The organism is Ruminococcus sp. NATIVEDY161 (assembly GCF_045819895.1).
GTDB lineage: Bacteria > Bacillota > Clostridia > Oscillospirales > Acutalibacteraceae > Ruminococcoides.
Genome location: NZ_CP162392.1, coordinates 1,154,037 through 1,171,714 on the forward strand (window position 1 = coordinate 1,154,037; position 17,678 = coordinate 1,171,714).

The 17,678-nt window shown below is 47.9% G+C and carries 15 protein-coding genes and 1 pseudogene; 5 read left to right on the forward strand and 11 right to left on the reverse strand.

What is annotated here, in order from left to right; all coding sequences use genetic code 11:
- Window positions 1–7: 7 nt before the first annotated feature.
- Genes AB1I50_RS05630 through AB1I50_RS05640 form a run of 3 tightly spaced genes read right to left on the reverse strand, consistent with a single transcriptional unit; the run spans window position 8 to window position 4,651 of the window.
- On the reverse strand, window positions 8–793 hold the full coding sequence (locus tag AB1I50_RS05630) for a hypothetical protein (RefSeq protein WP_407725230.1): 786 nt from the start codon (window positions 791–793) through the stop codon (window positions 8–10).
- Window positions 794–803: 10 nt separating this feature from the next.
- Window positions 804–2,162 carry a Sapep family Mn(2+)-dependent dipeptidase gene (locus tag AB1I50_RS05635; protein ID WP_407725231.1) on the reverse strand — a complete coding sequence of 453 codons (1,359 nt, stop codon included), beginning with the start codon at window positions 2,160–2,162 and terminating at the stop codon, window positions 804–806.
- Window positions 2,159–4,651 carry a YfhO family protein gene (locus AB1I50_RS05640; protein ID WP_407725232.1) on the reverse strand — a complete coding sequence of 831 codons (2,493 nt, stop codon included), beginning with the start codon at window positions 4,649–4,651 and terminating at the stop codon, window positions 2,159–2,161. Before AB1I50_RS05640 ends, AB1I50_RS05635 begins: the two co-directional genes overlap by 4 nt.
- 133 nt (window positions 4,652–4,784) lie before the next feature.
- Here AB1I50_RS05640 and yfbR point away from each other — a divergent pair, with 133 nt between their 5' ends.
- Together yfbR and AB1I50_RS05650 are read left to right on the forward strand one after the other, a co-directional pair.
- Window positions 4,785–5,372, forward strand: a complete 588-nt coding sequence (yfbR, locus tag AB1I50_RS05645; protein ID WP_407725233.1) for a 5'-deoxynucleotidase — start codon at window positions 4,785–4,787, stop codon at window positions 5,370–5,372.
- 213 nt (window positions 5,373–5,585) lie between these two features.
- On the forward strand, window positions 5,586–6,752 hold the full coding sequence (locus AB1I50_RS05650) for an LCP family protein (RefSeq protein ID WP_407725234.1): 1,167 nt from the start codon (window positions 5,586–5,588) through the stop codon (window positions 6,750–6,752).
- A gap of 53 nt (window positions 6,753–6,805) precedes the next feature.
- On the opposite strand, the gene AB1I50_RS05655 is transcribed toward AB1I50_RS05650, so the two are convergent.
- The gene (locus AB1I50_RS05655; RefSeq protein ID WP_407725235.1) at window positions 6,806–7,456 is read right to left on the reverse strand and encodes a vWA domain-containing protein; all 651 of its coding nucleotides are present in this window, start codon (window positions 7,454–7,456) and stop codon (window positions 6,806–6,808) included.
- A gap of 407 nt (window positions 7,457–7,863) precedes the next feature.
- Here AB1I50_RS05655 and AB1I50_RS05660 point away from each other — a divergent pair.
- Window positions 7,864–8,208 (forward strand): annotated as a pseudogene (locus tag AB1I50_RS05660) (RNase III inhibitor); the annotation flags it as partial.
- Window positions 8,209–8,323: 115 nt separating this feature from the next.
- Here AB1I50_RS05660 and AB1I50_RS05665 read toward each other — a convergent pair.
- From AB1I50_RS05665 to AB1I50_RS05675, 3 genes are all read right to left on the reverse strand, one after another.
- Window positions 8,324–9,541 carry an LCP family protein gene (locus tag AB1I50_RS05665; protein WP_407725236.1) on the reverse strand — a complete coding sequence of 406 codons (1,218 nt, stop codon included), beginning with the start codon at window positions 9,539–9,541 and terminating at the stop codon, window positions 8,324–8,326.
- Window positions 9,525–10,334, reverse strand: a complete 810-nt coding sequence (srtB, locus tag AB1I50_RS05670; RefSeq protein WP_407725237.1) for a class B sortase — start codon at window positions 10,332–10,334, stop codon at window positions 9,525–9,527. Before srtB ends, AB1I50_RS05665 begins: the two co-directional genes overlap by 17 nt.
- A gap of 87 nt (window positions 10,335–10,421) precedes the next feature.
- Window positions 10,422–10,688, reverse strand: coding sequence for an LPXTG cell wall anchor domain-containing protein (locus tag AB1I50_RS05675; RefSeq protein ID WP_407725238.1), 267 nt, complete (start codon window positions 10,686–10,688; stop codon window positions 10,422–10,424).
- A gap of 271 nt (window positions 10,689–10,959) precedes the next feature.
- Between AB1I50_RS05675 and nadA the strand changes: the two genes are divergently transcribed.
- Window positions 10,960–11,877 carry a quinolinate synthase NadA gene (gene nadA, locus AB1I50_RS05680; protein WP_407725239.1) on the forward strand — a complete coding sequence of 306 codons (918 nt, stop codon included), beginning with the start codon at window positions 10,960–10,962 and terminating at the stop codon, window positions 11,875–11,877.
- 19 nt (window positions 11,878–11,896) lie between these two features.
- Window positions 11,897–12,967: a tRNA 2-thiouridine(34) synthase MnmA gene (gene mnmA, locus AB1I50_RS05685; RefSeq protein WP_407725240.1), complete on the forward strand. Its 1,071-nt coding sequence runs from the start codon at window positions 11,897–11,899 to the stop codon at window positions 12,965–12,967.
- 141 nt (window positions 12,968–13,108) lie between these two features.
- On the opposite strand, the gene AB1I50_RS05690 is transcribed toward mnmA, so the two are convergent.
- The 4 genes from AB1I50_RS05690 to pyk all read right to left on the reverse strand — a co-directional run bounded on the left by AB1I50_RS05690 (window position 13,109) and on the right by pyk (window position 17,668).
- A complete protein-coding gene (locus tag AB1I50_RS05690; protein ID WP_407725308.1) occupies window positions 13,109–14,515 on the reverse strand; it encodes an IS5 family transposase in 1,407 nt (468 codons plus the stop codon).
- A gap of 324 nt (window positions 14,516–14,839) precedes the next feature.
- Entirely contained in the window at window positions 14,840–15,394 is a 555-nt protein-coding gene (locus tag AB1I50_RS05695) for a helix-turn-helix domain-containing protein (RefSeq protein WP_407725241.1), read from the reverse strand.
- 323 nt (window positions 15,395–15,717) lie between these two features.
- Entirely contained in the window at window positions 15,718–16,221 is a 504-nt protein-coding gene (locus AB1I50_RS05700) for a shikimate kinase (RefSeq protein ID WP_407725242.1), read from the reverse strand.
- 1 nt (window position 16,222) lies between these two features.
- On the reverse strand, window positions 16,223–17,668 hold the full coding sequence (pyk, locus tag AB1I50_RS05705) for a pyruvate kinase (RefSeq protein ID WP_407725243.1): 1,446 nt from the start codon (window positions 17,666–17,668) through the stop codon (window positions 16,223–16,225).
- Window positions 17,669–17,678 lie beyond the last annotated feature (10 nt).

The following is a 17,678-nucleotide window of genomic DNA, read 5'->3' on the forward strand; positions in this document are numbered from 1 at the left end:
TTGACAATCACCTATATTGCTGTGTGTATCCTGTGTAATTCTGCTGAATATTGCCGCGTGACTTTTCGTCGTCAGCCTCTTTCAGCCAGTATGCGGAATTGATTGCGGCGCATAGCGCGTAAGGTCCTACATACAGAACCGGTACTACGAAGAAACAGAGTAAAATCCAGCCGAGCATACTGAAAATCAGCTTAATCAGCGCCCAAAAATGCCTGAATGAAAAGCCGATATAACCGAACATATATCTGCCTGCGCTGCGGCTGTCATCGACAGCGTAAAGGCAGAGCGGATAGTGCATAAACAGCGCGTAAGCCAAAAAGCCTGCAACGCCTGAAGCCAAGCCGCGGATAATATCGCCCGGGTCGGCAAATGTCTTTAACAGCGCGTTCACAGAGCTGACTGTCACCGCGTACAGCAAAAACACCGTCATATTTACAAGAAGTGTTTTGAGGTATCTTCTAAATCCGCGGAAGAAGCAGAACAAATCGGTAATGTCGTTTTCCTTCTTAATCACGGCGTTTGCCGCCGCCTTGTACATTCCGTTAATGAACGGCGAGAGCAAGACTCCTGCGATTATCGTTCCTGTCAGCACCAAAAAGTACGGCAAGTCCGAGCCTGCGTTCATTCGCTCTGATTCAAGGTCAATCGCGTCGAAGGCGATCATCAGAACGTACATAATGTTTTGAAGCATTACGAACACAAGCGCCGACAACAACATTCCCGCGATAATCGGCAGGGTATTGCCCTTAAGGGCCTCTCTCGCCTGCTTTTTTACAATTTTTTCCTTACTCATAATCAATCCCTTATTCCGTGTACAAGCGGTACATTGCCTGCAAACAAATCTGCATATGCTTTAGGAAATTTTCTTTGTCAACGCTCTCGTCGGCGTTGTGCATATGGATGTCGTCGCCCTTAAAGTTCGGTCCGAACGCCACTCCCCTGCCGCCGAGCTTGCGCGCGTAGGTTCCGCCGCCTGTTGAGTAGAGCTCAGCTTTTTCTCCGGTAACGCTCTCGTATGCGCCGGAGAGAAGCTCAATCAGCTCGCTGTCCTTTTCAACATAGAGCGGCTTTTCGTGGTGGATAACCTCGGCTTTTATTCCGCTGTGCTCCGCAACGCTCTTTAACTGCCTGAAAATGTAGTTGCCGTTGACGGTCACGGGATAGCGGATGTCGAGCTTTGCCTTAGAGGTACCGTCCTCAATATGGACAACGCCGAGGTTTACGGTGAGCGCTCCCGAGACGGAGTCCTTCATCTTGATTCCGAACGACCTGCCGTTTGTCTCGCAGTTGAGGGCGTAGTCGATAAACGAGCAAAGCGCTCCGATATCCTCGACATCGTAGGCGTTGGCAATTAAATCAATAAGCGCCGCCGCGGCGTTGAAGCCCTTTTCGGGTTCGCAGGCATGAGCCGCCTTTCCGCGGCTGATAATCATAAGTCCGTCGATTGTGTAGTTGAACTCAAAGCTTCCGTCGCTCGCGTCGGCAAAGCGCATCAGCCTCTGCTCGTCGTAGCTTGAGGAGTCGAGCATAACGTAAGCCAAATCAGGCACGGCGTTGACCGCCTTGCCCGAATGGAACTGCGAAAGCACCTTAGCTTCGTTTGAAGGAGTGCTTATCTCTACCTGCAAAATGCCCTTTTCGGCATAGCAAATTCCGTACTCGCTGTCGGGGGTAAAGGCGAGGTCGGGCAGGGGCTGAGCCTTAAAGTACTCGTCCATATCCTTCATACCTGTTTCCTCGCTCGTGCCGTAAATCGCGCGCAGGGTGTTTTTGCCCTGAACGCCGCTCTCCTTAATCGCACGCAGGCAGTACAGATTCACAAGCGCCGCTCCCTTGTCGTCAGCAATTCCTCTGCCGTAGAGCCTGCCGTTTTGCTCTGTCAGAGCGAACGGATTTAAGCTCCAGTTATTACCTGCCGGAACAACGTCGAGGTGCGCGAGCACTCCGCAGAGCTTTCCGCCCTCTCCGAGCTGAACGTGACCGCTGTGCTCCGAGACGAGCTCGCCGTCAAGTCCGAAGTCCTTTGCGCGTGACAGGATAAAGTCAAGCGCCTTTTTACATTCCTCCGGTTTTGCGCCGTCGACGGATTCAAGGCTCAGCAGCTTGCCGAGGTCGTCAAAAAACTCGTCGCGGTATTTTAAAATATTCTCACCGAAAGTCATTTTATATCTCTCCAATTTTCCCGAATATTGTTTTTTCTTTTTCTGAGCACCCTTTTTACAACCGCCGTAATCAGCACAACAAGCATATAAAGCGCAAATGCCGCCGCGGCGCAGAGTGTAATTTTTATTCCGAGGTCAAGCCCGGGCGTGCGGTACTTAAACACGATGTCACAGCTTGATTTTGCCGGAACCTTAACCGCCATAAAGCCGTAATCCGCCTTTTCGACCTCGACCGCCTCGCCGTTTACCTCGGCGGTGAAGCCTTCGCTGTAGGGCACGGTAAAGAACATCAGCTTTTCGCCGCCCTTGTTCTCGTACTTCGCCGTAAAACCTTCCTTGGTGTACTCAAACGACGAACAGCAATCCGCCTTAAGCTTATTGCAAGCCTGCTCAAGCTGGGGAGTACCGAAGCTGTAATTATCCACAACGCTTTTGAACCTGCCGGGATTTTGGCTGTACAGCGCGGCGTACTTTTCGTCGGTGTAGCCGGTGATGGACGAATACTTTTTCATCTGCTCATGGCTTAAAACCATCGCGTTTACAAGAGCCTGCGGACGGTCCTTCTCCCTGATCCGCTCAAACTCCTCCTCGGTGATATAGCTGTCAAAGCAATATCCCATGGGGATGTAGTTTTCATCCAAATAAATATCAAAGTTATTGTTTGACTTAATAAATTTCCAACCCGGCATTTTGGTAACGCCCTTGTTATCGACAAAGCTTTTGTCGATGGTGTAGTCGCCGTTGTCAAGGCTGTAGTCAAAATAATACTTTGTACTCAAAAACGGTCTGAGCCCGTAGGCTGAAAAATCAGGTCTTGAGGCAACGTCGCGTTTAATTCCGATTTTCTCGTAGAACTGCATTATCGACGGCGAAACCGAGCTTTGGAAGCAATTGATACTCTGAACCTTCCAGTACATTGCGGTGTTGTCAACGCACTTGTAAAAGTCGCTTCGCTCGGTCTCCAAATCGTCAATTTCAATATCGGAGCGCGAGTTGATTATATCTTTTCTGATTGTCGAGGTTGTCGAGCTGCTCAGCACACCTGTGCCGATAATAAAGTACGAGGTCAAAAGCGCCGCGACAAGCACAGCGATTGTTGACGCTGTGACCAACTCAAAACGGTTTTTGCCGAACTTTTTAATAATAAGCGCAAAGCCGAGCAGGCAAATCATAGCCGCCAGAGCATACGCCCAAAAACGGGCATTGTCCGCCTGAACGCCTATGGTGTACGAATCCTCGCCGCCGGTCTCGCTCTCGACGGTCTTTGGCATTAAGCCGATAAGCAGAGTAGCGCCGAGCGTGATACACGACGACCAGATTAAAGCGCGTTTCCAGTTTGTACGCCTGTTCTCTACCGCCCTGATAGTCGCCAGCACGAACAGCAGCACAAGCATATAGTACCATCTCGCGTAGTAAATCGAGGTGTTGAGCATTTGGAACATACTGTTGAGGACGGGAACCATCGCGAACAGTATCAAAAGGCAGATTAGCTTTTTTATCCAGTCGCGCTTTTTGAGCTGTAAATACGCGATAACTCCGGTCATACCGAACAGCGGAAGCCATCCCGCGACGGAAGCCCACTTGCAGTTCGACTCGGGGGTAAAGGTCGGCATAGCCGGCATATCCGCAGGAAAGAAAAACGCGAGCACCGACAACCAGTAGCGCTGGGGCTTGTCGTGCACAAGGGCGTTCCAGTCCTTGGGGAAGGTGTCGAGCCTCGGATTGCCCATTAGTCCCAAAACCGACGGCAAAAGTATAAACGCCGTGGCTGCAAAGCCGATTGCTACCTCGAGCGCCAAGAGCAAAAACTCGGTAATTTTGAATTTATAGGTCTTTGTGAGGGTGACCATCAGGTAGTACATCACCACGAACAGCACCTGTCCCACAAAGAAGTAGTAGTTTACAACGCACGCCGCAAACACCGCGACCGCGAAAAGTCCCCTGCGTTTGTCGTACAAAAAGCAGTCGAGCGCCGCCAAGAGCAGCGGAAACATTATCATCGGCTCGTGAAAGTGGAAGAAAAATACGTTGTAAATTGAAAAGCCCGAAAAAGCGTACAGCAGTCCGCCCAAAACCGCGAACGGCTTGTACTTAACGTACCTCTGCAAAAACAGATACGCCGCGCCCGAGGCACAGGCAAATTTTAATATCAGCAAAGGCCCGATTAAGTTCGGGACAAAATCGTTGTCAAACGGAATGGTCAGCCAGAAAAACGGACTGCCCAAAAGGTAAAAGCTGTAGCTCGAAATTGTGTCCGAGCCCAAGTCGGTCAGGTGGTTCCAGCCGAGCTCGCCGCTTTTGACCGATGAGTGGAGCATTTGATAAAACGGAATTTCCTGAACATTAAAATCTCCGTAGTAATAAAATACCCCTCCCTGATAAACAATAAAAGGTATGAACAACGCTGCCGCTGTAATCAAGCCCACAAGGAATGTGAACAGAAAAAAGTGGCCGTTTCTCGGCTTAAAGCGTTGTATTCTGTCGCCCATCTAAAATTCTCCCCGTAACATCTTTGACATTTGTCTTAAAAACAGTATAATAAGTATAGTATCAATATATTATAACACATACTGAATATTTTTGCACTATTTTTAATAAAAATTTTTGTTTGGAGATTTTGCTATGACGTCATCTCATTTTTACGCAATGCTCTCGCGGATGAAGTACATCAACCGCTGGGGACTGATGAACAACACAAGGCTCGAAAATATCAGCGAGCACAGCCAGCAGGTGGCGATTTTAACCCACTGCTTGGTGCTTATTCACAACAAGCGCTTCGGCGGAGAGCTCGACGCCCAGCGCGCGGCGCTGCTCGCGGTTTTTCACGACAGCACAGAGATTATCACAGGCGATATGCCAACGCCGATAAAGTATCAAAATCCCGAAATTATCGACGCCTACAAGCAGATTGAGGACAGAGCCGCGGACAGGCTTATCTCGCTTTTGCCCGAGGATTTCAGGGACGACTACAGCACAATCCTAAAGCAAAACGGCAAAGACGACGACAAGCTGCATGTGTTTGTAAAGGCAGCCGACAGGTACTCGGCGCTTATAAAGTGCATTGAGGAAATGCGCATGGGCAACGATGAATTCAGAATGGCTAAGGAGACAATCCAAAAGTCAATCGACGATATGAAGCTGCCCGAGGCAGAGGTTTTTGAGCGCGAATTTTTGCCGTCGTTCTACCTTGCCCTCGACGAGCTGAATTAATACGCGCGTTAAAACCAGCACCCGATATTCACAAAAATATCACAAATTTGATTATCTGCATCAAAAAAGCGCTATTTTCGGCAGCAAATTTCGTCACACGTAAAGCATATAGTTCTATAAAAGAATTATCGATTGGAATTATGTGGTATAATATTATATGTCTATTTATAAAATTTTGTAATACAGCTTTCCTATCAACACAGGAGGATTAATATGGCGAATTCTAACGGCCACTATGTTGATATAAGCTCAAACACCCAGGTGTTTAAGCTTTACAACAAAAAAGGCAGAGCATTAAGAATTTTATGTCTTATATTTTCAATACTGTTTTTGCTGGGCGGCGGCGCAATGGTTTATTACTACGCACTGCTTAACTCTATGAACTTTGAGGACTTTACGGCTCCGTCAAGCGACAAATCCGACTCGGTATCCGCTACCGTATCGGCAGAGATGACCGGCGACGGAACTCAGCTTACAATCGGTGACGGACAGCTGCTTCAGGACAGCAAGGTGCTCAACGTTATGCTCTTCGGTGAGGATAACAGCGACGGCGACGAGCACGGCAGAACCGACACAATGATTATGATGTCGATTGACAACTGGCACAAAAAGCTTAAGCTCACCTCGTTCCAGCGCGACACCTACGTTTATATTCCCGGCTACGGTCAGAACAAAATCAACGCCGCTTACACCTACGGCGGACCTAAGCTGACTATAGAGACTATCGAGACAAACTTCGGTATCAAAATCGACCGTTACGCGGTTGTTGACTTTGACAGCTTTATTGAGATTATCGACACCCTCGGCGGTATTGATATGGAAGTTACTCAGGACGAAATTGACTACATCAACTATCAGATGTACAAAAACGAGCAGGTTGACAACCCCAAGACCATCACCAATGCTCCGGGCATAGTTCACCTGAACGGTCAGGAGGCGCTTTGGTACGCGCGTAACCGCGGTCTTTCCACCAACGAGGACGGCAACGAAATCGGTATTGACGGCGACGACTGGGATAGAACCTCACGACAGAGAAAGCTTCTTGAAAAGATGTTCAACGACCTCAAGGGCGCTGACCTCACCAAGATTGTTTCAATCGTAAGCTCGGTCGGTCCTATGGTTACAACCAACCTCAAGAAGGACGAGATTACCGCTCTGGTTTCTCACGCTCCGACTTACCTGACCTACACCGTTGAGCAGAGTTATGTTCCTACAGAGGGACTTTGGTACTACGAAAACAACACTCCTGCAGGTTCGGTTATCGCGATTGCCGATATGAACAAGCAGCGTTTGGAGTTTGCCAAGTTCATTTATGAGGACAGGCTCACGGGCGGAGACTCCGGTTCATCGGGTTCTTCATCTTCAAGCTCAGCAAACTAAATAAATGACTAACCGGTTCACCGCTAAGCGATGAACCGGTATTTTTGTTTGCACTATCTGTTGTTGTAGTCGTCGTTGATTTTCTTGCTCCAGCACGGCGCAACCTTTTGACCTCCGCGGAACTTCGCCACCGTTTCACTGACCGCCTCAAACACAACTCCGGTGCCCTGCGAGTCGGCGTTGTAGTTTACGGCTCTATCTGCGCTTATTCCGTAGTCATTTGCGGTTTCAATCGCGTCGATGTTCGCTCCGATAAACAGGAACTCCCAGCCCTCTTCCTTTTTGCTCTCGATAAGCCTTTTGATGTCGCGGCTGTTGTATTTTCTGCTGGCGTTTTCAAGTCCGTCGGTGGTGATTACGAACATCGTGTGCTCGGGCACGTCCTCAGGCCTTGCGTATCTGTGGATATTGCCGATGTGCTTTACCGCTCCGCCGATTGCGTCGAGCAGCGCCGTACAGCCGCGCACCGTGTAGTCATCCTCGGTCATCGGCTTAATCTGCTCAAGCGGCAGCCTGTCGTGGAGCACAACGCTCTCATGATCGAACAGTACCGTGGAAACATACGCCTTGCCGTCCTGCTTTTTCTGCTTTTCAATCATAGCGTTAAAGCCGCCGATTGTGTCCTTTTCAAGTCCGCTCATCGAACCGCTGCGGTCGAGAATGAAAACGATTTCAGTGATGTTGTTGTTAAGCTTTTTTGTCATAATAATTACCTCCGAAAAGTTTATTTGTCCTTTGACAATTATATAATAGACTTTTCGAAGGCTGATTTGGTCGCTTCAAAAGCGACATTTACAAAAATATTTTTAAATGCTATAATGACCGCGAGGGTGATAATATGTTCTTTAAACCAAAGCGCAAAAACCTGAATTCAGAGCTTTTAATCGAGCTGACAAAATATATAGACAGCAATTACGAGGATATCTCCGCGTTTGAAGGAAGTGCGGCGCTGTCCGATATTCCCCTGGCTACTTCGGCGCCGAAGGCTTCGGCAGCACAATTATTCCGCTCAAATGCAAACCGAAAGGCTCCGTCCTCCCCTGCCCCTTCAATCGGTATGGCACAGGAAAAGTCATTTGCGCCAAACTTCGGCGCAAATCTTAGCGATATGCTCAACTCTCTTGACGAGAGCTTTTCCGAAATGCTCCTGCGAAAGATTGATGAAAAGGGCATCACCGACGCGCAGTGCTACAAAAAAGCCGGAATAGACCGCAAGCTTTTCTCGAAAATCCGCACAAATCCGCAGTACAAGCCCTCAAAACAGACCGCCGCGGCTTTTGCCGTCGCTCTTGAGCTCGACATTGACGAGACAAAGGAGCTGCTTATGAAGGCAGGCTACGCGCTGTCGCACAGCAGTAAATTTGATATAATTATAGAGTTCTTTATTCTAAAACAGAATTATAACCGTTTTGAAATTAACGAGGCTCTGTACGAATTTGATCAGGTTTTGATATAACTAAATACCGAAAACAAAAAATCCGCACATACAAAACGAGGGTTCGGTCAAGACCGAACCCTACAATTATTTTTTATTATATGGTTTTGGTTGCTGTCTATTGAGCAACCAATTTTTACATTTTTTCGTAATATACGCTGAGGAACTGCTCGTAGAATTCCTTTTCGCTGATATTAAATTCAGCCTGCTCGTTTGCGTTGAGCGTTGTTTTACCGGGGACAGTGACAATCTCTGCGCTCAGTGAGCCGTGCAGCGCAACATCCTGCGCAAGATACATAACCTTTGCCGCGTTCAGGTTTGTGCACGAATACGGAGCGCTGTCGTTGAACAGGTCAACCGCTGTGGACGGATCCCTTTTTACGCTGCTCATAACCGTGTTCATAAAGCTCCTTGCGTAAACCTGCTGGCGCTGCATTCTGAGCATATTGGCGTCTGCTCTGTCGTGAACTCTATCTCGAACAAACGACTCCGCGTCGCCGCCCTGCAGATGATACTGCTGACCTTCCTTAAACTTATTGATAGTCTCGGGAGATACTACGTCAACTCCGCCCACCGCGTCGTTCATCGCGGCTATACCGTCGAGGTCGAGCGCATAGTAGGTGCTGACCGGAATATTGTAGAAAATTCGTCTTACCGACGCCAAGGTGTTGTTACAGCTTGTCTTTTTGCCGTCGCCGTATGCGTACGAAAGACAGATTTGCTGTTTTTTCATACCGGTATAATACCCGCTTGCGGAGTAAATTGCAACGTCGGTCATGGTGTCACGCGGAACGTTAACCATTGTCAGCTTGCGGTTTTTCAAGTCGAGCGCCATCATTACGATAACGTCCGCCTGACCGCCTGTTCCCTGCTCGTTTTGGTCGTTGAGGTCACGCTTATCCGTGCCCATAAACAACAGGGTTGTGACGTTTTCATTATATTTATATGTCACGCCGTTATAGACGATATACTGTCCGCCTTCCTGCACGGTGGCGTTTATGCCGTCGGGCGAGGAAATTTGTATATCGCTTATTAACAGTTCGTTTTTACCCTTGAAAATCAGGAATAAGGTTGTTCCGACTGTGAGCAATACAAGCGCCATAAGCGTGCAAACGATTGCCAGCAGAACCTTTTTCCATGTCTTTTTTCGTTTTTTGCGTTGGGATTTGTGCTGTTTTTTCCCTGACTTTTTTTTCTTTGTTTTGACAGGGTTCATATATATATAGTCGCTGACGTCGTCTCTGACGGTTTTTTTGTCCTTTTTGACTTCCGTCCTCTCCACGTCGCCCACGACAAACTGCGAGTCGCTGCTTATATCATCCCACTCAAAACCGTTGTTATCCGGTTTGCTCATCTTTTCTCAGTACCCCCTGTACCAAATAACGTCCTTCGCCGCCGCCGTTAAGGCAGGTGCTAAGAACAAGCATTTTATCGTTTTTGGTAAGTTGAATATTTTTTCTTACGTTGCTCGAAACCGACCTTGGGTTGAGCGCCTCCTGCTGCCACTCGGCATAAACTGCGTCGTCCAAAAAGTTAAACGAGTTCATAATGTGCCTGTCGTCATACACAAAGGCGGATACAATCTCGTAGGTCAGCTTGCGGTTTTCTGTGTATACATACATATATCTGTTTTCGTTAAAAAACTGCTGATCCGAAAATCTGTGCAGTGTAGCGAACATTGATCCGTCGAGCATATTGTGACCGTAAAGCACGGTTACGCGGTCGGAGTAGTCCTTTTTGTTGCACGACTGCGAGTAAATCGTTCCCGGAAAGCTGTAGCCTTTGTAAATATCGTGGTCGAGATAAAAGTTATCGTCGGCGTCGCTTTGAGCAACGGGATAATTTACATTGGTCTCCGGAATGTAAATCCACGAGTAAATGTCGGGATTTTGCGCGTGAAGCTCAGCCACATTCACGGGATTTTCCGCAAGCTTTGAGGAAGCCTCGGTGCTTTGTGAGCCCGGGCTTTGCTGACTTCCCTCTGTTTCGGAAAGATTTGAAGCGTAAGAGCTCGCGATTTTATCGTAACGGTCATTTGCCGCCGCGCCGTTCACAAGCTTAAAAATAATAAACCCTGCCGCACCGGCAAAAATGAGCGCGAGAATGACTATAATGGCGATAATCGCCTTGTTTTTTCCTCTTTTCACGCTCTCACCTCTTTACGTAATTCAAAATTAAACAATCAAGAAAAAAAGCCCCTTTTTGTCAAAGAGGCTTTTTAAAACCTTGTTAAATTACTTCTCAGCCTTAGCTTTTTTTACGGCAAAGAGTGTTGCCGCACCGCATGCAACCGAAGTAAGCGCGATTGCGGAGAAAGCAGCTACGCTGTCGGAACCTGTTTTAGGAGAAACAGGAGTGTTGTCCTTTTTAACAGTGGATGTAGTGGGCTGAGTTTCAGCCTGAGTTGTCGCCACGGGGCTATCCACAGAAACTGCAAACGCAGGAACTGCGCTGACTGCCATAATCATTACCGCCGCAACAGCTGCAAATAATTTCTTCATTTTAAACTCCTCCAAATCCTGAATAATATAAACAAATATAGAAAATTGTTTAAATCATATTTTTAATTATTGATATTATAACACAAGATAACAAAAAAGTAAAGTATTATTTTATGATAATTATTAAGTAAAATGAGTAAAAAATACGGTATTTTACCGTTATTTTGCCAATTTGCGTTTTTGCTTATAATATTTTTATTGCATAGTTCAAAATAAAAAGGTATAATATAGGCAACCGCATAAAGTCAACAAACAAAAAGGAGTATCAGCGATGAATGTTTCAGAGCTCCAGCAAAAAATACTGGAATTAAAAAAGCAAAAGGACGTTTGTATTTTGGCGCACAGCTATCAGGCGCGTGAAATTTGCGAGATTGCCGACTACACCGGCGACAGCTACAAATTGAGCGTTGACGCGTCAAAGGTGAGCAATAAAAATATTTTGATGTGCGGAGTGCGCTTTATGGCGGAGACCTGCAAAATTCTCTCCCCCGAAAAGACCGTAATGCTCGCTCAGCCGATTGCAGGCTGCGCAATGGCGGACCAGATGGACAAGGCGCTTATCTCCGAGGTTAAAAAGAGCTATCCCGACCACACGGTTGTCGCCTACATAAACACCACCGCCGAGCTAAAGACGATTTGCGACGTCTGCGTTACAAGCTCGTCGGCTGTGCAGATTGTAAATAACATTGAAAACAAGGACATTCTGTTTATTCCCGACTGCAACCTGGGAAGCTATGTTAAGCAGCAGTGCCCCGACAAAAATATTAAGCTGTTAAACGGCGGATGTCCTATTCACGCCTGCGTGAGCACGGACGACGTTGAGGCTGCAAGGAAGGCTCATCCCGAGGCGGAGCTCCTTGTTCATCCCGAGTGCACACCTGAGGTCTGCGCGTATGCCGACTATATCGGCTCGACATCGGGAATTATGAACTACGCCGTAAACTCGGACAAAAAGGAATTCATCATCGGCACTGAGATAAGCATTGCAGAGCATTTGCAGTATATGTGCCCCGACAAGAAGTTCTATCTTCTCTCGCTCAAGCTGATTTGCCCGAATATGAAGGCGACCACGCTTTACGACGTTTACAACTGCCTTAACGGCGACGGCGGCGAGGAAATTGAGCTTGATGACGAAACTATCAGCAGCGCAAAGCGCTGTATTGACGAGATGATAAGGCTCGGTCAATAATTTTTTCGGAGTAAATTATATGAGTAAAAGAGCACTGATTGCGATGAGCGGCGGAGTAGACAGCTCGGTCGCGGCGTACCTTACGCAAAAGCTCGGCTACGAGTGCGAGGGTATCACAATGAAGCTGTACGATAACGGCGACATTGTGTGCAGCGAGAAAAGCTGCTGCTCGCTCGACGATATTGACGACGCGCGCAGCGCTTGCCGGAACATCGGAATTCCGCACACCGTGTACAACTTCAAGGACAGCTTTAAGGAAAACGTGATATCGCGGTTTATTAGCGCCTACGAAAACGGCGCAACGCCGAACCCGTGCATTGACTGCAACCGTTTTATCAAATTTAAAGAGCTTGTAAACCGTGCTGAGGTTTTGAACTTTGACTGCGTGGTGACAGGCCACTACGCGCGCGTAGAGTACGACGAAAAGTCCGGCAGATATCTGCTGAAAAAGGCAGTGGATGCGTCAAAAGACCAGAGCTACGTGCTGTATTCTCTGACGCAGGAACAGCTTTCGAAAATCCTGTTTCCGCTCGGAGAAATGACAAAGGACGAGGCGCGTGAGGTTGCGCGGAGTCTCGGGCTGATTAACGCCGAAAAGCACGACAGCCAGGACATTTGCTTTGTGCCCGACGGCGACTACACCGCGTTTATCAGGAAGTACACCGGCAAGGACTACCCCGAGGGCGATTTTGTCGACACCGAGGGAAATGTTTTGGGTACTCACAAGGGTATAATCGGCTACACCGTCGGTCAGCGAAAAGGGCTTGGACTTGCCCTGCCTGCACCGATGTACGTCAAGGAAAAAGACCTCGAAAACAACCGCGTTGTGCTTTGCGATAACGCCTCGCTTCTTTCAAAGGAGCTTTTGGCAAACGATATCAACCTGATTACGGTTGACGAGATTACAAGCCCCCTGCGCGTTTGCGCGAGGGTTCGATATAATCAGAAGGAACAGCCTGCGACGGTTACGCAGCTTGACAAAGACACAATCAGGGTTGTGTTTGACGAGCCGCAAAGGGCGATATCAAAGGGACAGGCGGTTGTGCTGTACGACGGCGATGTGGTTGTCGGCGGCGGAACGATAATATAAGTGCCGGTGGGCACTATCGTCCGCCTTTGGAAAGCGTGAACGTAAGGCAACGCTTCTGTAACGGCGGAATCAAAACGCAGGAGTTTTATTTACATTAAAAACCCGGCTCGTTTAATTTGAGCCGGGTTATTATTATAATATCTACTGAACAAACCCCAATTTCAAACTGCGGAAAAGCAACGCTAATATCTCCGCCCTCAACTTCTCGATCCTCCTCAGATTGAGAAGCAGAACGGACATAGCAATGCTGTGGCAAGTTGTCTCTTTCAGCCTTGTCACTATCATGTCCATGCCGCATTTGCGCTTGGCGAGGCTGAATTTGCGCTCAACCTCGACGCGCTCACACTCATCGATGTAATTCTGTTTTTTGTCGATTTCAGCGTCCTTTTTCGGTCTGCCGAGAGCCGGTCCCGAAAGCCTGATTTTGTGTTGCTTGCAGTATTTCAGGTTCTCGCGCGTGCGATAGATTTTATCGACAAGCACACGCTCGGGATAATGTCCCGTTCGTTCTTTGTACCGCTCAATCATATCTTTCAAGCCCGTGGATTCATTGTAAGCGTCAAAGCTGTGCCTTTCAAGACGCGTCCAGCCATTGCAAACGCTGATGTCGAGCTTCACACCGAACTCCGTCTTTGCCTTGACTTTTCCGCGCACAATAGGGCGGATCCACGGCTGGCTCAGACTGACAATCCTGTCCTTGACGCTTTGGGTGCGGTTGACGTACATTTCTTTCTGCTGCGCGTAGATTGTTTGGATTGTGGAAAACTTTTGCTCAAATTTAGCAGGTAATGCTTTCCCGCCGACAAGCATTTTCTCAATATGACCGATGTTCCTGTTGAGATAGCCAAGCTGCTTTTTGATTGCCTTACGACGTTGCTTTGCCTTTGGCTTACGGATGCGGGCGTAAGAAGTGTAGTCTTTATGCGCTTTCTTACGGTATGTACGGGGCTTTTGCTCGCCTTTGACATGCAGCTCATCAATGATTTTCTCGCTGCACTCGCGGGCTTTGTTGAGTAAGGATACATCCTGCGGATATGAGATCTGCGACGGAGCACAGGTCGCGTCAACGATCATGGTTCCGCTGTTCTTATCATCGTCATCGGATTCGTCTTTGCTCGATTTCTCCTTCTCCTTTTCAAGCTTTGCCTGCTCTGCGGAGATTATCATTTCGTTGATTTCTCCGATGATCTCAGGCGTCAGGCGTTTGCGGAAGTAGACCATCATCGACGGATCAAACGGGGGCTTGCTGTCATCAAAGGCTTTATAGCCGCAAAAGTATTGGAGATACGGATTCTCTTGGATTTGAAGCGGGGTCTCGGCGTCGGAGTAGCCGTACTCGGCTTGGATGATCCTCGCGCCGAGACCAAGGCGCAGTGACTTTGCCACATTGCCCTTCTTGTTAGAGAAAAGCTTCGCGTATTTTTTCTCGATCTCAAGCCACGGAATCGTCTGCGCACGCTTAACCCAACGGTTGCTGTTTTTCAGATTCATGCCTATCGGCTGTCCGAAATCTTCTAAACTTATCTGTCCGTTGTCGAATTTATACATCCCATCATCTCCAAATGCAAGCTTTTTGCGGCTTTTCAGCCGTTTTCCTTGCATTTATTATACCATATTTCGATGATTTTTGCACTGTTTATCGGATGATCGGGATTGTTCAGTTTACATTATTATAGAAAGGTTTAAAAAGAAACAGGCGCCGGCCAAAAAAAGGGAGGTGCCTGTTAATTCAAAAAACTGCGGGGGATTCCACAGAGGTTTGACATTTGCTGTTTCTGTGAATCTTTGAGATAAAATATGTGCTGAAACGCCCTTTTACGGCGTGCCGAAAAAAATGCGCGTGAATTTAAGTATCGCCTTGCTGCATCATTATTAAGATGACAGCCAATTTTCAACTTCTTCCTGCAGGCGGTCACGGTCTTCAACGACCTTGCCGTCACAGCCCAAAACCTCACAAATTGTCGAAGGCTCTAATTCATCTGCCTTCTGATGGGCTATATAATATGCCACGTTCGCGTTAAACTTGCGTATGTCCGCCGGACGGCGCTGTCCGGAGAGAATTCTTGAAATATAAGAAGGATCGTAATTGAGCCTTCTTCCCAGTTCGTTATTACTGATTTCAAAACCCCTTAACAGCAGCTTTAGCTTATCAATGAAGGTGTCGTAGTCAATGCCGTAGCTTTTGTCGATCAGCTTTTTGAGCGACTCGGAAATTTCCTCCTCGGTAATGTCCGGATCCTGTTTTGACAAAAGCCCGTACAGACCCTTGGTAAGTCCGGCGAAGTGGTCTCCGCGGACGTTGGGAACTCTGTAGCCCTTTCTGTACCTGCTGATTGTACCTTCCGATAGCTTTGAAGCCTGCGCAAGCTCTTTGCTTGAACATTTAGCCTGCAGAATGTAGTCATTTAACCTATCGTGGAAAGTCATGCAAATCTCCCCATTCTGTAATATGATAACATTCTGTCAAAACCGGGTATTTTCGGCAAACGGCTTGTTCGTTTTTCGGATAGATATTTGCATAATTCAGAGCGCAAACTGCCAAAATAACCATGCCGATTTTGTGAACTAATTATAGCACATAATTTTTTAAAATGTTTGCATATTTCCAATTTGTCAATGACAGTTTGGTTGACATATAATCACTTTTGCCAAAAATCACCATTTTATGTCAAAAAACAATCACCGCCTTTAACCTAATAAAGCATCACAAACGGTGAATATTTATAAATATTTGCTATTTTATGGTATTTTTATTTTTGGAGCTTTTCCACCAGGGTATCAACGCTTTGTTCAACCGTGAAATTTTCCGAAGGGATATCGACGGTTATGTCGCTGTAGCCGCGGTAAAGCGGAGTTCTTTGGTCAAAGACGTTTTTGAGCGTTTCGTCCTTGTGAAAGACAATGCCCCTCGTCGTGATGTTTGTCACCCTGCGCTTAATCTCGTCAAACGCGACGTTAATATACACCACTGTGCCGATAGATTTCAGGTGCTCCATCGCGTTTTTTGACAGTACCATCGAACCGCCTGTCGCGACGACCGTGTAATCGCAGTCGAGTGTACAGCCAACCTCTTCCTCAAGCTCCAAAAAACGGTCGAGACCGTCCTCGTCGAGGATTTTTTGAAGCGGTTTTCCGGCTTTACGGCTGATAATCAAATCGGTATCGACAAACGAATATCCCAGTGCCTTTGCGAGTAAAACTCCGACCGTGCTCTTGCCCGAGCCGGGCATTCCGATTAAAACTATATTGCTCATATTACATAACTCTTATGTTGAGCGAATCTGTGCTTGAGGTGGGCACGGTCTTGTTTGATGAGAGTACAACCACGATATCGCCCTTTTGGAACATACCTGTGCTCCACGCCTTTTCCATCGCCTGAACGGTAATGTCGTCGGAATTTACCATTTCCTCACCGAGCAAAGCGGTAATGCCCCAGTTGAGGCAGAGCTTTTTGCAGACGAGCTCGCTGGTAACAACCGCGATTACGGGAACCTCAGGTCTGAAATGAACCATAGCCCTTGCGACTCTGCCGGTGGCGCTTTCAACCAAAATCGCCTTTGCGCCTACTTCCTTGGCGATCTCCTTTGCCGCCTTGCAGATGCTTCCGCGCAGAACGTTGGGATCTTCAAAGGAATTTTCTTCGATAAATTTATGCAGCGCCGCAAACTCGCCGTTGCTCTCAGCCTCGGTGCAGATGTCGCTGAGCGCCTTAACGCTCTCTACAGGGTACTTACCGGCTGCGGATTCGCCCGACAGCATAACCGCGCTTGTGCCGTCGTACACGGCGTTTGCAACGTCGCTGATTTCGGCACGCGTCGGACGCGGAGAAGTCGTCATACTCTCGAGCATTTGGGTTGCGGTGATAACGTACTTGCCCTTGGCAACGCACTTGCGGATTAACATTTTCTGAATTTCAGGCAGCTTGATGAACGGGATTTCAACGCCCATATCGCCCCTTGCAACCATAATACCGTCAGCGTAGTCGATAATCATATCCATATCGTCAACACCGCTCTGGTTCTCGATTTTCGCGATAATCTCAACGTGCTCGTAGCCGATGCTGTCGATATAATCGCGCAGAGTGCGGACGTCCTCGTGATTGCGGACAAACGAAGCCGCGACAACGTTTGCGCCGTGCTGCAGACCGAACTCAATATCGCGCCTGTCCTGAGCGCTTACGTACGGCATACTGATGTGGTAGCCGGGGATGTTTATACTCTTGCGGTTGGTCAGCCTGCCGCCCTTGTTGACCTTGCAGGTGATTTTTTCGGGATAAACCTTTGTTACGGTCAGCGAAATCATACCGTCGTCAAGCAGAACCTCTCTGCCTTCAATGGGGATGTTTCCGGGCTTGTTGCACATATCAATCAGTCTGGGATATGAGATTGCGACGCCGTTTGAGTCGCCCTCCTCGAGCTCCTTATAGAAGGTAAATTCCTGACCTTCAACCAGCTCGGCGGCGCCGTCCTTAAAGGTGGTGACGCGCACCTCGGGGCCCTTGGTGTCGAGCAAAATCGCTATATTTTTTCCGCTCTCGGCAATCGCCTCTTTAAGGGTAGCAAAAACGCCCTCAAGCACGCTGTAATCGCCGTGAGACATATTGATTCGCGCAACGTTCATACCCGCGTCAATCATTTGAAGCAGCTTTTCTTTAGTGTTGCACGACGGACCGATTGTGCAGACAATTTTGGTTTTTCTCATATTTAAATCT